Source organism: Marinactinospora rubrisoli, from assembly GCF_042664915.1.
GTDB lineage: Bacteria > Actinomycetota > Actinomycetes > Streptosporangiales > Streptosporangiaceae > Marinitenerispora > Marinitenerispora rubrisoli.
In genome coordinates, this window is the sequence record NZ_JBHTBH010000011.1 from 1 (window position 1) to 14,924 (window position 14,924).

Below are 14,924 nucleotides of genomic sequence, written 5' to 3' on the forward strand. Positions count from 1 at the left end.
ACCCCTGGCGTAGCCCCTCTTCGTGTCGGCGGCGGAGGAAGGCGAGGCGGCGAGCGCGACCAGGAACACCGAGCGGCGAGCCGCCGAGCTTCCGGAGCCGCCGACACCCACCGCCGAAGGCCCTCACGCGTCGGCGGCGAAGGAAAGCGAGGCGGCGAGCGCGACCGGACGAACAGAGCGGCGAGCCGCCGACGCCAAAGGCCGAAGGCCCCTACGCGTCGGCGGCGGAAGAAAGCGACACGGCCCGCGCGGCCGGAAGACCAGCGCGGCGTGCGGCGGGTCAGACCCCGCCGAGGCAGTTGGAGCCGAGCAGCGCCTTGAGGTCGCCCATGAGCTCGGGGGACGGGCTCACCCGCAGCCGGTCGTCCAGCGCGAACACCGTGGTGCGCGGCCCGTTGTGCACCTGGAGGTGCACCTGGACCCGCCCGTGGTTGCGGGTGAGGATGTCGCGGAACTCGTTGATGACGTCGCTCTGCACCCGCGACAGCGGCATCGACACCACCACCGGCTGTTCCTTGCCCACCTGGGACAGGTCCGGCTGGATGACCTCCATGGCGATGAGCTTGGGGGTGTCCTCTCGCCGGTCCAGCCGCCCCTTGACGTAGAGCACGGCGTCCTCGGCCAGCACCTGCGAGCAGAGCTGATAGGTGTTGGGGAAGATCATGCAGTCGACCGCGCCGCCCAGGTCCTCCAGCTGGGCCATGGCCCAGGAATTGCCCTGCTTGGTGACCTTGCGGGTCAGGCCCGAGAGCAGCCCGCCGACCGTGACCATGGCACCGTCGCCGCGCTCGGCCAGCTCGGCGATGCTGCAGTCGGTGTTGGCGGCCAGCAGCCCCTCAAGACCGAGCAGCGGGTGGTCGGACACGTACAGGCCGAGCATCTCGCGCTCGAAGGTGAGCAGCGTGGTCTTGTCCCACTCCCCCTCTGGGATGTCCGGGACGACCTGGATGCCGGACTCCGGCTCGGCGATGCCACCGAACAGCGAGTCCTGACCGGCGGCCTCCGCCCGCTTGTGTCCGATGATGGCGTCGATCGCCTGCTCGTGGACGAGCACCAGGCCCTTGCGCGGGTGACCGAACTCGTCGAAGGCGCCCGCCTTGATCAGCGACTCCACCACACGCTTGTTGCACACCTGCGCCGGCACCTTGTCGAGGAAGTCCGCGAAACTGGTGAACTTGCCCTTCTCGGTGCGCCCCTTGACGATGCCGTCCACGACGTTGCCGCCCACGTTGCGGATGGCCGACAGCCCGAACCTGATCTCGTCGGAGCCGCGGGGGGTGAAGGTGGAGTCGGATTCGTTGACGTCGGGCGGAAGCACCTTGATGCGCATCCGGCGGCACTCGTTCAGGTAGAGCGCGCTCTTGTCCTTGTCGTCGCCGACCGAGGTGAGCAGCGCCGCCATGTACTCGGCCGCGTAATTGGCCTTGAGGTAGGCGGTCCAGTAGGAGACGAGTCCGTAGGCGGCGCTGTGCGCCTTGTTGAAGGCGTAGTCGGAGAACGGGACCAGGATGTCCCAGAGGGTCTTGATGGCCTCGTCGGAGAAGCCGTTGGCCTTCATGCCCTCGCTGAAGGGCTTGAACTCCTTGTCCAGGACCTCCTTCTTCTTCTTGCCCATGGCGCGGCGCAGCAGGTCGGCCTGGCCGAGCGTGTAGCCGGCGACCTTCTGCGCGATCTGCATGACCTGCTCCTGGTAGACGATCAGGCCGTAGGTCGTGCCGAGGATCTCCTTCAGCGGTTCGGCGAGCTCGGGGTGGATCGGGGTGATGTCCTGCTGGCCGTTCTTGCGCAGCGCGTAGTTGATGTGCGAGTTGGCGCCCATGGGGCCGGGCCGGTAGAGGGCGCCGACCGCGGAGATGTCCTCGAAGTGGTCGGGCTTCATCTGGCGCAGCAGCGACCGCATGGGGCCGCCGTCGAACTGGAACACCCCGAGGGTGTCGCCGCGCTGCAGCAGTTCGAAGGTGGGCTTGTCGTCCAGCCCGATCTCCAGCAGGTCGACCTTCTCGCCGCGGTTGGCCTCGATGTTCTTGAGGCAGTCGTCGATGATGGTCAGGTTGCGCAGGCCGAGGAAGTCCATCTTCATCAGGCCGAGCGTCTCGCAGGTCGGGTAGTCGAACTGCGTGATGATGACGCCGTCGGAGTCGCGGCGCATGACCGGAATGTGGTCGGTGATGGTCTCGGCGCTCATGATGACGCCCGCGGCGTGCACGCCGGTCTGCCGGATCAGGCCCTCAAGACCCTGCGCGAGGTCCATGACCTTCTTGACGTCGACGTCCTCGTCGTAGAGCTTGCGCAGCTCCCCCGCCTCGTTGTGCCGCGGGTGCTTGTCATCGAAGATCCCGCTGAGCGGGATGTCCTTGCCCATGACGGCGGGCGGGAACGCCTTGGAGATGCGGTCGCCGAGCGCGTAAGGGTAGCCCAGGACGCGCGAGGCGTCCTTGACGGCGGCCTTCGCCTTGATGGTGCCGAAGGTCGCGATCATGGCGACCTTGTCTTCGCCGTACTTCTCGGTGACGTACCGGATGACGTCGCCGCGCCGGCGCTCGTCGAAGTCGATGTCGATGTCGGGCGGGGACTCGCGCTCGGGGTTGAGGAACCGCTCGAAGATCAGGCTGTGCGGCAGCGGGTCGAGGTCGGTGATGCCGAGTGCGTAGGCGAGCAGCGACCCTGCGGCCGAGCCACGGCCCGGCCCGACCCGGATGCCGTTCTCCTTGGCCCAGTTGATGAAGTCGGCGACCACCAGGAAGTAGGACGGGTAGCGCTTCTGAACGATGACGTCGATCTCGTACTCGGCCTGGCGCACGTAGTTGTCGGGGACCCCCTGCGGGAAGCGCCGCTCCAGTCCGCGCAGCACCTCCGCGCGGAAGAAGCCCTCCTCGGTCTGCCCCTCCGGGATGGGGTACTTCGGCATCAGGTCGTAGTAGTCGAACATGCCGGAGGTGTCGACCATCTCGGCGATGGCGAGGGTGTTGCGGCACCCCTCCAGCCAGGCGTCGGAGCCGTCGATGGCGCGCATGGCCTCGGCGCTCTTCAGGAAGTAGCCGGACCCGCCGAACTTGAACCGGTTGGGGTCGGCCAGCTGGGCGCCGGTCTGGATGCACAGCAGCGCGTCGTGGGCGTCGCGCTCGCTCTCGTAGGTGTAGTGCGAGTCGTTGGTGACGACGAAGCGCAGGTCGAGCCGCTTGGCGATGCGGAGCAGGTCCTCGCGGACCCGGGTCTCGATGTCGAGCCCGTGGTCCATCAGCTCGACGAAGAACTTGTCCTTGCCGAAGATGTCGCGGTACTCACCGGCGACCTTGACGGCCTCGTCGAACTGGCCCAGGCGCAGCCGGGTCTGCACGGCCCCCGAGGGGCAGCCCGTGGTGGCGATGACGCCCTCGGCGTGCTCGGCGATGAGTTCCATGTCCATGCGGGGCTTGCGGAAGTAGCCTTCCTTCGAGGCCCGCGAGTTCAGCTTGAAGAGGTTGTGCAGGCCGGTCTTGTTCTGCGCCCACATGGTCATGTGGTTGAACGCACCGCCACCGGAGACGTCGTCGCTCTTCTGGCTGGGCTCGCCCCAGCGGACCGGCTTCTTCAGGAACCGTGACTCCGGCGCCACGTACGCCTCGACCCCGATGACGGGGGTGACGCCGGCCGCCTTGGCCTGCTTGTAGAAGTCGAACGCGCCGTGCATGTTGCCGTGGTCGGTCATGGCGACGGCCGGCATCTTCTCCTTCTGCGCGACCTCGAACAGCTGCTTCAACCGCGCCGCACCGTCGAGCATGGAGTACTCGGTGTGGACGTGCAGATGGACGAAGGAGTCTGCCATGACGCGTTGGCCCCCGTGCGGCTCGATGGACTGGTGATGTCTCTGAGCCTATGACTCCGCCGCGCCCGGCGCGGCCGTTGTCCACAGCAAGGATGGTCACGATCGCGGGACGCCGCACCGCCGTGGCCGGGACCGGCCGTGGGGCGCCGGGGGCCGGACCGGGCCGCCGGTCCGCCCGGGCCCGGAGCGGCGGGACGCGCCGGGCGCGTCCCGTCCGGAGTCAGACACCGAACCAGGCGCGGACCGCGCCGCTGACCCGGTCCCAGATGCCGCCGATGGTGCGGGGGCGCTCCACCGTCTCCGTGGGCGCCGGCGGCGCGGGCGGGGCGGGGGGCGCCGGCTCCGCGCGGTGCGGGCGGGCGAGCGGCTGCTGCGGGGCGAAGGTCACCGGCAGTTCGACCAGGCCGTTGATGGACGGTGAGGGGCGGCGCCGCAGTTCGCCTGGGTCCACGGCGAGCTGGATGTCGGGCAGCCGTGCCGAGACGGTCGCGATGCTGGTCGCGGCGATCTGGTAGGCGATGCCGCGGGCCGGGCAGCTGTGCGGACCGAGCCCCCAGCTCAGGTGGGCGCGGCTGACCGGACGCTGTGCGTGCGGCGGGTTGCCGTCGGCGTCGCGCAGGATCGGGTCGTTGTTGCCGGCGGCGAACCCGGGGATGAGCATGTCGCCCCGGCGGATCTGGTACCCGGCGACGGTGGTGTCACGGGTGGCGTACCGGCCGATGAGCGTCTTGAACGGCGGGTCCTGCCAGAGGGTGACGTCCAGGGCCTCCTCGATCTGGATGACCGAGGCGGCCAGCGAGAACCGCAGGTCCATGTTGGTCAGCAGCAGCCGCAGCGTGTTGCCGATCAGGTGGGTGGTGGGGTCGTGCGCGGCGGCGATGAGCAGCAGGATCTGCTGGGTGACCTCCTCGTCGGAGAGTTCCGCGGGGTGCGCGATGAGCCACGATGTGATGTCGGGGCCGGGCCGGCGGCGCTTGTCGGAGATGAGGCGGGTCAGGTACTCGACCATGGCCTGGTCGGCCGCGCCGGCCTCCGCCCCCTCGCCGTTCCACAGCTTGACCATGAGCTCGCACAGGAAGTAGCCGTGCCGGTCCTCCTGGCCGAACATGCGGTTCAGCGTCAGCAGCGGGATCCAGGTGGCGTACTGGCCGATGAGGTCGGCCTTGCCGTCAGCGGCGAAGGCGTCGATGAGGTCGTTGGCGAGGTCCTCGATGGCCGCCCGCACCCGCGTGCTGGTCAGCTTCTCGAAGCTGTCGACGAGCGCGGTGCGCAGCCGCTGGTGCTCCGCGCCGTCGTTGTGCAGCGCGTTGGGCCGGTAGTTCACGAGCGGGTAGGTGCCGTGCTCGGGCCGCAGGCGCCCCTCCAGCAGTTCTCTGGAGATCCGGCCGTCGTGGGTGAAGAGGTGCGGGTCGCGCAGGATCTGTCGGTGCTCCTCGTAGCCGAGGATCAGCCAGGCCGCGACCTCGGGCTCCACCTTGACCGGCGCCAGACCGCCGAACCGCTTGCGCAGGCGCTCCCACCGTTCGGTGTCGTCCTCCGCGAGCGCTTCGCCGTAGAGCGGGACAGCGTTGGAGTGCAGCGGGCATCCGGGGGGTGGCGTGACCGGGCTTACCGCTGAGGTGTCTTCGGATGGCTCCATGGTCACCCAAAATAGCCTGATAGTGACCGGTCGTCGTCACGGGCGCGGGATCGCTGCCGCACCGTACGGTGTTCCCCCTCCGAGCCCGTCGCTCCGTGCCCCCGCCGCCCCGGAGGGCCGGTGCCCGCCGTGCATGGCCGTGGACGCGTCGGGCAGGGGACCTCCCAGAGGCGGGGCCGGACGGAGGGGGCGACCATGACCGCGACGCATCCGGAGGCGGAGACGCTGCACGCCGGGGGCCGGCGCATCTCGATCGGGCACCCGGACAAGCCGCTCTTCGGCCGCGACGGGGCCACCAAGCGCGACCTGGTGCGGCACTACCGGGCCGTGGCGCCGCTGATGCTGCCGCACATCCGCGGGCGCCCGATGGCGCTCGAACGGTTCCCGGACGGCATCGGCAGCGATGGTTTCTACCAGAAGCGGCGCCCCCGGCACGCGCCGCCGTGGGTGCACGGTGTGCCGGTGCAGCGCGGGAACTCCGACACCACGACCATGGTCGTCTGCGACGACGTGGCGACGCTGCTGTGGCTGGCCGACCAGGCGGTCATCACCCCGCACCCCTGGCTCAGCCGCGCCGACCACCTGCGCCGGCCCGACCGCCTGATCTTCGACCTCGACCCGCCGGGCGACGACTTCGACGCGGCCCGCCGCGCCGCCTACGACGTCCGGGACCTGCTGGACGAGCTGGGTCTCGCCTGCTACGTGATGACGACCGGGTCGCGCGGGCTGCACGTGGTGGCGCCCATCCGCCCCGAGCTCGACTTCGACGACGTCAGGGAGTTCGCCCGCCACGCGGCGGACACCCTTGCCGGCCGCCACCCGGACCGGCTCACCACGCGGGTGCGCCGCAACCAGCGCGGCGGCCGCCTGTTCGTGGACATCCTGCGCAACGCCTACGCCCAGCTCGCGGTCGCGCCGTACGCGGTGCGCCCGCGCCCCGGGGCCCCCGTCGCCACCCCGCTGGAGTGGGCGGAACTGGACGAGGTCACTTCGGCGCGGGACTGGTCGATCGGCACGATCGGCGACCGGCTGGGCTCGGACCCCTGGCACGGGATGGCCCGCCACGCCCGTTCGCCCCGGCGGGCCGCCGAGCGGCTGCCGCGGCCGGCCGGCGCGCGCTGAGCCGGCGATGGCGGCCGCGCCGCCACGGGGTGCCCCGGACGTGCCCTCGTCGCCGCGGGGGATCGCTGCTCCGGGATTTCGGACCGCAGCCGTTCCGTGTGATTATCGGCGGCCGATGTTTCTGGTGAGGAACGTCTGACCTGCACGAGCCGTCGAATGGCTCAAAGGGCTTGTCATTACGGTCAATCCTCGCGTATCCATCGATCTAACGATAATGAATTCTGCGGAGCGGCCGACGCGGCCGAAAGACACAATCAAAGATCGAAGAAAGAGGCAACGCCACAGTGGCATCGCCTTCATCATCGCAGCACCACGCGTGGCAGATGCGCGTTCTGGCGACGGACGGGCGTGGCGGGACCGCCCCCGTGGGAGGCGGCACCCTGCTCCCCCAGGGGCGACTGCTCACCTGTGCACACGTGGTGCGCGACGCGCTGGGCACCGCACGGTCCGGCGACGGCCGTCCCGGTGCCGACACCGTCATCGAGATCGACAGTCCGATATACGACAGCGCCTGGCGCGGCCAGGCCACCGTGGAGGAGTGGTACACCGACGGCCCCACCCAGGACATCGCCGTCCTCCGTCTGGTGGACGTGCCGCCCGGCCTGGCGCACGCGCGGCTCTCCCTGAGCGTCGAGCAGGCCCGCGAGACGGACACCATCCACGTCATCGGGTACCCGCGCGACTCGCCCTACGGCCTGCGAGCCGGGGTACGGGTGCGCGACCCGGGGGGCAACCGGACCGGGCGGGTGCAGCTCGACATCTCGCCCGACAGCCGGGCCCGGATCGAGCACGGCTTCAGCGGGTGCGCGGTGCTGGACGCCGCCACCGGGGCGGTTCTGGGCGTGCTGGTCAGCACCTCGGTACGCCAGGACGGCACCATTGGGCTGGTCGGCTGGATGATTCCGATCCGTTCGATCCCCCGCCTGTCCGGCCTCACCCCGGTCCCGCGCCGTCTGACGGTGGGGGCGGTGCCGGACGACCTGCTGGCGATGCTGTCCGACCTCAAGTTCGTCCGCGTGGAGCACGCGTACGCGGCCGCGGTGGACGATCGCCACGTCGGCGGCATTCGCTGGGAGTTGTCCACCGCCTGGGCGGCGCTCACCGAGCTGGACGATCTGCCGCCCCGCGAGGACGGCGTCCCCCGCCGGCTGATCTTCCTGGAGGAGGCGGCGCACGCCGTTCCGTACCTGCGGCCCCGGCTGCGCGCGTGGAGCGACGCGCTGCATCCGCGGCACGCCGCCCTCATCGCCGACTTCCGGGCGCGCGGCCCGCAACCGGCGGAGGGCGGCGCCGAGCCCGCCCGGCTGGTGATCCGCGCCGAGCCGCTCGACGCCGACGCCGGGCCGCCGCCCAGCCACCTGGTGTCGCACTGGCTCGGTTTCGGCCGCTCCGACCGGGCCGCGCACGACGACTACGGCGAGCCCCGGGAGGTCGCGACCGAGGACGTCCCCGAGCACGTGCTGGAGCTCATCCGCCGCGCCGAAGAGGAGCTGGGGCGGCGCGGCGGCCGCACCGACCGGCTGCGCATCGAGTGCGTCCTGCCGGTCACACTGCTGGACCTGCCGGTGGAGAGCTGGGAGGCCGGCCGCACGCGGGCCCGGCGCGCGCCGCGGCTGGGCGCCCGGTTCGAGGTCGTGCTGCGTAGCTGGGAGCGCGCCTACGAGCCGGACTACCGCCCGCACCTGTGGCGGTGGCAGCGCCGCTGGGAGCGGTTGAGCCAGGGCGGCGGGCGGGTGTACTGGGCGCGGGACCGCGACCACCCGGCGGAACTGCCCGAGGAGCTGGAGGACATCGACATCGTCGCCTGCGTCCTGGTGGACGGACCCGCCGACGAGATGGGGCGGGACGACCTCTATGTGGCCCTGGAGGCGGGCATCCCGGTGATCCTCTGGCGCCGGACGGCGACGCCGGAGACTCCTGAGCAGCGCAAAGAGAACGAGGTGGGCTTCCGTGGCCTGTTGCGGTCACTGCTCGCCGCGGACGAGCGGTCCGCGCCTCCTGGGTCGCATGTGAGGGAACTCCCCCGATCGCTCCGGAATCAGCGGGTCAGACGGGGGAAACGAGCATCAGGAGAATCGGAATTGTTCGATCCGTACCATGTCGCCCTCCTCTATGATGACCCCACGAGAATTCCCGGGATCCGACATTCTGGTTCACTCCACACCCCGCCTCGCACCGTGACAGCTTCCGATTCGTAGGAAGGGCCCACGATGGCGACTTCCCCGCCGTCCAGTCCGGAGCGCTCCGAGCACGAACCTGAGACGGATGCCCCGCGGCCGGCGTGGTGGATCTACCGCGGCACCGGCCAGCCCCGCCCTTACTTCGACCTCGCCGACGTGCTGCCGCCGGCGCCGCCGTGGCGCCGGTTCGACGGCGGGCCGCCGCTGGCGCCGCCCCCGGACGACGAGGCGGAGATGACCCGGGTGCTGGGCCCGGCCACGCGCGCGCAACCGGTGTACCGGCCCCAGGAGGAGATCGAGGCGGTCAACGCGGCCCTGCGCCTGAGACGCCCGTTGCTGGTCACCGGGCCGCCGGGGATCGGGAAGTCCAGCCTGGCCTACCGGGTGGCCCGCGAACTCAAGCTCGGCCGGGTGCTGCGGTGGCCGATCAACAGCCGGACCGACCTGCGTTCCGGCCTGTACGAGTACGACCCCATCGCCCGGATCAACGACATCTCCATGGCGGCCGCCGGAGCCCGCGCGCTCGGCCGGGAGGACGGGCGTGCGGACCCCGCCGGCCGGCGCGCGACGCACTCGGTGGGCGACTACCTCCGGCTGGCGGCGCTGGGCACCGCGCTGCTGCCGTACACCCGCCCGCGGGTGCTGCTGATCGACGAGTTCGACAAGGGCGACCTCGACCTCGCCAACGACCTGCTGGACGTGCTGGAGGCCGGCGGCTACCAGATCCCCGAGCTGTCGCGATTGCGCTCGACCGCACCGGAGATCACCGTCCCGATCGACGATCCGGACCGCACGGCGCGGATCCGGCACGGCATGGTGCGGTGTGCGGCCTTCCCGTTCATCGTCATCACCAGCAACGGAGAGCGGCCGTTCCCGCCGGCGTTCCGGCGCCGGTGCCTGGAGCTGCACCTGGCCGAGCCCACGGCCGAGCAGCTCGCCGACATCGTCGTCGCGCACTTCACCGACCGCACCCGCGGCCAGGACCGCGAGCTCATCGAGAGTTTCCTCCGTCGGTACCAGAGCCTGGACGGCCTTTCGGTGGACCAGCTATTGAACTCGGTCTATCTCGCTAGTACCGGGGTCCCGGTCGATACCGGATCCTCAGAGGACAATTCGTTGAACCGCGTGTTGAAGCTGGTCTGGCAGCGGCTGACGGAAGCGGGCCGAGAGTGACCGATCCCGCAGGTCACGCACATGGGACGGGCTCGGGGGCGGTCGGGGGACCGGCCCCGGTTCCGGGGTACCCGCCGTCGGCGGAGCCGGAGGGCCCGCCCGCGTGGTGGGACATCGCCGACTGGCTGTGGCTGGCCGCCCAGCGCGCGCGTCTGGACGACGAGCACCCCGGCGGCGCACCGAAGGACGGCCCGCGCCCGGGTGACGCGGGCGACGGAGCGGACCGGCCCCCGGCCGTCGGCCCCGAACCGGAGAGCGATCGGGACCACCGGCCGGCCGCGCCGCCGCCCTCGCCCCCTCCGGCGCCCCCGCCCACCCCCGGGGAGGCGCCGCCGCCCGCGGACGTGGCCGAGCGGCAGGCCGACCGGCCGTCGTGGCCGACGCCGGACCCCGTCGTGGCCGCCTCGCCCCTGACCGGCGTGCCGGTCCCCGGTTCCGCCGGGGCCCGGCGGATCGCCGACCGCCAGCGGCTGCCCCGGGAGTTCCGGCCGTTCCGGGCCTGGCGGTCCGACCCGCGCCGGCGTGAACTGGACGAGCGGCGTACCGCCGACGACTTCGCGCAGCGGGCGCTCGCCATGCCGCACGCCCTGGCGCGCGGGGCGACACCGGTCCTGCCCCGGATGCGGCCGGGCCGGGAGCTGGGTGTCGACCTGACGCTCCTGGTCGACGACTCGCTGTCGATGCTGCTGCACCGTTCCCTGGTGGACGACTTCACCGAACTGCTCGCGCCGCTCGGTGTGTTCCGCAGCATGACGGTGCTGCGGTTCGACTCGGACAAGGCCAGCCACGACTTCCTGGAACTCGTCGCCGCGCACGGGGCCGCGCCCGCGCCCGAGGAGCTGTTCCGCGATGCCCGCGACGACGCGGTCGCCCTGGTGCTCACCGACGCGGTCGGGCACGGCTGGCACACCGACGCCGTCCAGTCGTGGCTGGCGCGGTGGGGACGCTCGGCCTCCCTCGCGGTGGTCCAGCTGCTGTCCCGGCACCAGTGGCGGCGCACCGGCATGCGGCTGCACCGGGTGGAGCTGACGACGCCGGACGCGCCGCCGCTCGGGCTGGCGGCCAACCGGCGCTATGCGGCGCGCCCGCTGTCGCGCGGCGGGCCGGTCCGGCCGGCCGGCGGGGACGGGGAGCCGCTTCCGGTCCCCGTGCTGCAACTGGAGCCCGACAGCCTGCGGCGCTGGGTCCGGTTCGTGACCCGCGAGCAGGCGGCCCCGCGATACCGGGTCCCCGCCCTGATGGTGCGCGGCGAACCACCCGAGGCGGACGTCTACGGCCTCGAAGCGCCCGCGGACCGCGATCCGCGGCCGCCGGAGGAGCCGGGCGCGGCGGTGCGCCGCTTCCGCGCCACCGCGTCGCCCGCCGCCTTCCAGCTCGCTGTGCACCTGGCGGCCGTGCCGCTGAACCTGCCGCTGATCCACTTCGTGCAGGACACGATGCTGCCCGGCTCCGACTCCACGGACCTCACCGAGGTGCTGTGCGGTGGGCTGGTGGAGCGCGTCCCCGCCGAGGTGGACATCAGCGACCCCGCCCGCGTGACGCTGCGGTTCCGTCCCGGCGTGCGCGCCTCGCTGCTGGCCTCGGGCGGGCGGCGGTCGGAGATCATCCGGCTGCTGCGGACCGTCGCGCACCGGCTGAGCGCGCAGGTGCCGTGGTTCGCGGACCTGGAGCGCTTCATGGCCGCGCCCGACGGTGCGGCGCTCGCCGATCCGGACCCCGACGCCGTCCCCTTCGCGGGCTCCGTGCGGGCGGCACTGGACGCGCTCCCCGAGCCCTACCGCGCGGCGGCCGACCGGCTGGCCGGTCTCGACGCCGAGCGGCCCGACATCCCGCCGCATTCCGGCGGCACCACCGAAGCTTCCGCGGTCTTCCCAGGTCAAGACGGTGAAAGCCCTGCGTCGACGGCGGTTCCCGAAGTAGAGTTCGAGGCGGATCCGCGGCTCGGCGGCGCGCCCCCCACGGGAGAGGACGCCGCTCTGCCCACCCCCCGCGACACTACGGACGGCGAGCGCGTGACTACCCCAGACTCCCTGGTTGACTCCACCGCCCCGGAACAGGCACCTCACGTTGCTCCCGCGGAGCGGTCAACGCCGACTGAACTCCCTGATGGAGGAACCGTGGTTACCGATCCATCCCTGCCGACCTTCGTCCGCCGCCGCCCCGGCGACCCTCCGCCGATCTGGGGCCAGGTGCCCCCGCGCAACCCCAACTTCGTGGGCCGGGCCGAGCTGCTTCGCCAGCTGGACGACCGGCTCAGCCGCGGCACCACGGCGGTGCTGCCGCACTCGCTGCAGGGCATGGGCGGTGTCGGCAAGACCCAGCTCGCGCTGGAGTACGTGTACCGGAGCCGCCACAAGTACGAGCTGGTGTGGTGGGTCCCGGCCGACACCACGGCGCAGATCCAGCAGTCGCTGATCGACCTAGCCGTGCGGCTGGGGCTGGACATCGGCGGCGGCGAGGCGGCGGTCGCGGTGCGCGCCGCGCTGGAGGCGCTGCGCTCCGGGCGGCCGTACGCGAACTGGCTGCTGGTGTACGACAACGCCGGCGAGCCCACGGACCTCCGCAACTTCCTGCCCGTGGACGGCTCCGGGAGGGTACTGGTGACCTCGCGGGAATCGGCGTGGCGCACCGGCCCGGACAGCGCCCTGGAGGTCAACGTCTTCGACCGTGCCGAGAGCATCGAGCTGCTGCGGCGGCGCGGCCCGGCCACGCTGACCGAGGAGGAGGCCGACCAGATCGCCGAGAAGCTCGGCGACCTGCCGCTCGCCATCGAGCAGACCGCGGTGTGGCTGTACGAGACGCTGATGCCGGTCTCGGAGTGGCTGGGCGTGTTCGAGCAGAAGGCGGCCGATCTGCTGTCCAGTGTCCGGCCGAGCGCGGACTACCCGCACTCGGTCGCCGCGACGATGAACATGTCGCTGGACCGGCTGCGTGACACCAACCCGGCCGCCCTGCAACTGCTGCGGGTGTGCGCCTTCCTGGCGCCCAAACCCATTCCGCGGCGGCTCTTCTACGGCGCCCGCAACATCGAGGCGCCGCAGGAGCTGGCCGAGGTGCTGTCCGACCCGATCAAGCTCGGCCGGGCGCTGCGCGCCATCGACAAGTACGCGCTGGTCCGGATGGACCACCGGACCGAGTCGTTCCAGCTGCACCGGCTGGTCCAGCAGACCCTGAAGCTGCCGCTCAGCACGGAGGAGCAGCTGGACCTGGAGCACAGCGCGCACATGCTGCTGGCCAACCAGGACCCCGGCGACCCGACGGCCGCCCAGGAGTGGCCGCGCTACGCCGAGCTGCTGCCGCACGTGCGAGCCGCGAACGTGGTCAACTGCTACGACGACTGGTCCCGCCAGCTCGTCCTCAACGAGATCACCTTCCTGGCGCACTGGGGCAGCTACCAGGAGGCGCTGGAGCTCGCCGAGCACGCGGTGCGCTACTGGCGTGAGCACCTGGGGCCGGACCACTCGCAGACGCTGCGGGCCATGCTCGCCTACGCGCACGTCCTGCGCCAGCTCGGCCGGTTCCAGGACGCCTACGACCAGTGCAGCGACGCGCTGGACATCCTCACCGCCACCCGGGGTCCGGACGACGAGGAGACGCTGGACGCACGGTCCAAGTTCACCTGGGACCTGCGCAACATCGGGGAGCTGCAGCGCGCGCTGGAGGTGGGCCGCGAGGTCTACGAGAAGTACCAGCGGTTGTTCGGCCCGGACGACCTGCTGACGGTCGGCGCGGCGCACCTGCACGCGGTCGGCCTGCGGCACACCGGGTACTTCCTGCGCGCGCTGGAGATCGACTCGGATGTGTACCGGCAGCGCTCGGAGATGCTGGGGGCCGAGCACCCGTTCACCCTGGGCAGCCGGCACGCCCGCGCCATCGACCTGATGGAGGCGGGCCGGTACCGCGACGCCATGGCCGAGATGGAGGAGATCGACCAGCTCATCGCCCGGACGGCGGCCGAGAACTCGCCGGGGCGGCTCGCGGCGCTGCGGACGCTGTCCACCCTGCGGCGGCGCAACGGAATGCCGCAGGAGGCGCTGCGGCTGTCGGAGTCGGCGTGGCGGATGAGCCTGGAGCGCAACGGGCCCGACGCGCACGACACGGTGTGCTCGGCCGCCTGCCATGCGCTGTCGCTGCGGGCCGTGGACGACATGGACGCCGCGGTGAAGCTCGCCGAGGAGGTCGGGCAGTCCTACCTGTCGATCTTCGGGCCGGACCATTCGCACACCGCCAGCGCTTCGGTGAACCTGGCGGTCGCGCTGCGGATGACCGGCCGGTCCGCCGAGGCGCTCACCATGGACGAGGCGGCCTACGAGGTGCTGGTGGACCGGCTCGGGCACGACCACCCCAGTACCATCGCGTGCGCGGTCAACCTGGCCAGCGACCGGTTCGCGGTCGGGCAGGTGGACGCGGCGCTGGAGCTCGACACCGCGACCGTGGAGCGGTGCCGCAGCATCTTCCGTCCGCAGCATCCGCTGACGCTGGCCGCGCGGCGCAACCTCGTCCTGGACCGGCGGGCCAGGGGCGAGTCGGGGACGGAGGACGAGCAGGCCGAGGTCGTACGCGGATACGTCGAGGTGTTCGGGCCGGAGCACCCGGCCACCATCGGCGCGCAGCGCGGATCACGCGCCAATTGCGACATCTTCCTGACGGCCCTGTGACCGTGGGGGCACCGTGCGGTGCGCCCCGGCTGAGTGCGCCCTCCGCATAGGGAGGACGCACTCAGTCGAATCGGCCGTGTTTCAGCGCGGCGACGAAGGCGCGCCACGCCGCGCCGGAGAGCGGGAGTACCGCGGCGGCCGGCCGCTTGGAGTCGCGGAGGGCGACCTTCCCGGCGGGGATCATCGCGACCTCGGCGCAGTTGGCGTCGGGACCGTCGCTGTGACTGGACTTCCGCCAGAACAGCGCGGTGTCCCCCCAGGACTGGACGGGAGGCGCGGCGCCGCCGTCCGTCAGGTGCTCGGTCCCGTCCGTGGGCGCTGTCTGATCAGTGCTCATGCGGATCTCT

Annotated in this window: 7 protein-coding genes; 4 read left to right on the forward strand and 3 right to left on the reverse strand. The window is 71.8% G+C overall.

Going from position 1 to position 14,924, the window contains the following annotated elements; genetic code table 11:
• Positions 1 to 280: 280 nt before the first annotated feature.
• Positions 281 to 3,805: a DNA polymerase III subunit alpha gene (gene dnaE, locus ACFQRF_RS21040; RefSeq protein ID WP_379872863.1), complete on the reverse strand. Its 3,525-nt coding sequence runs from the start codon at positions 3,803 to 3,805 to the stop codon at positions 281 to 283.
• Positions 3,806 to 4,025: 220 nt separating this feature from the next.
• Positions 4,026 to 5,444 (reverse strand): cytochrome P450 family protein, encoded by a 1,419-nt coding sequence (locus ACFQRF_RS21045; RefSeq protein ID WP_379872864.1) that lies wholly within the window; start codon positions 5,442 to 5,444, stop codon positions 4,026 to 4,028.
• A 195-nt stretch (positions 5,445 to 5,639) separates the two neighbouring features.
• Between ACFQRF_RS21045 and ligD the strand changes: the two genes are divergently transcribed.
• The 4 genes from ligD to fxsT all read left to right on the forward strand — a co-directional run bounded on the left by ligD (position 5,640) and on the right by fxsT (position 14,577).
• Positions 5,640 to 6,566, forward strand: a complete 927-nt coding sequence (gene ligD, locus ACFQRF_RS21050; protein WP_379872865.1) for a non-homologous end-joining DNA ligase — start codon at positions 5,640 to 5,642, stop codon at positions 6,564 to 6,566.
• 323 nt (positions 6,567 to 6,889) lie between these two features.
• A complete protein-coding gene (locus ACFQRF_RS21055) occupies positions 6,890 to 8,764 on the forward strand; it encodes a VMAP-C domain-containing protein (RefSeq protein ID WP_379872866.1) in 1,875 nt (624 codons plus the stop codon).
• 12 nt (positions 8,765 to 8,776) lie between these two features.
• The gene (locus ACFQRF_RS21060) at positions 8,777 to 9,919 is read left to right on the forward strand and encodes an AAA family ATPase (RefSeq protein WP_379872867.1); all 1,143 of its coding nucleotides are present in this window, start codon (positions 8,777 to 8,779) and stop codon (positions 9,917 to 9,919) included.
• On the forward strand, positions 9,916 to 14,577 hold the full coding sequence (gene fxsT / locus ACFQRF_RS21065; protein ID WP_379872868.1) for an FxSxx-COOH system tetratricopeptide repeat protein: 4,662 nt from the start codon (positions 9,916 to 9,918) through the stop codon (positions 14,575 to 14,577). The genes ACFQRF_RS21060 and fxsT overlap by 4 nt, the downstream gene beginning before the upstream one ends.
• A 61-nt stretch (positions 14,578 to 14,638) precedes the next feature.
• On the opposite strand, the gene ACFQRF_RS21070 is transcribed toward fxsT, so the two are convergent.
• Positions 14,639 to 14,914: a DUF397 domain-containing protein gene (locus tag ACFQRF_RS21070; RefSeq protein WP_379872869.1), complete on the reverse strand. Its 276-nt coding sequence runs from the start codon at positions 14,912 to 14,914 to the stop codon at positions 14,639 to 14,641.
• Positions 14,915 to 14,924 lie beyond the last annotated feature (10 nt).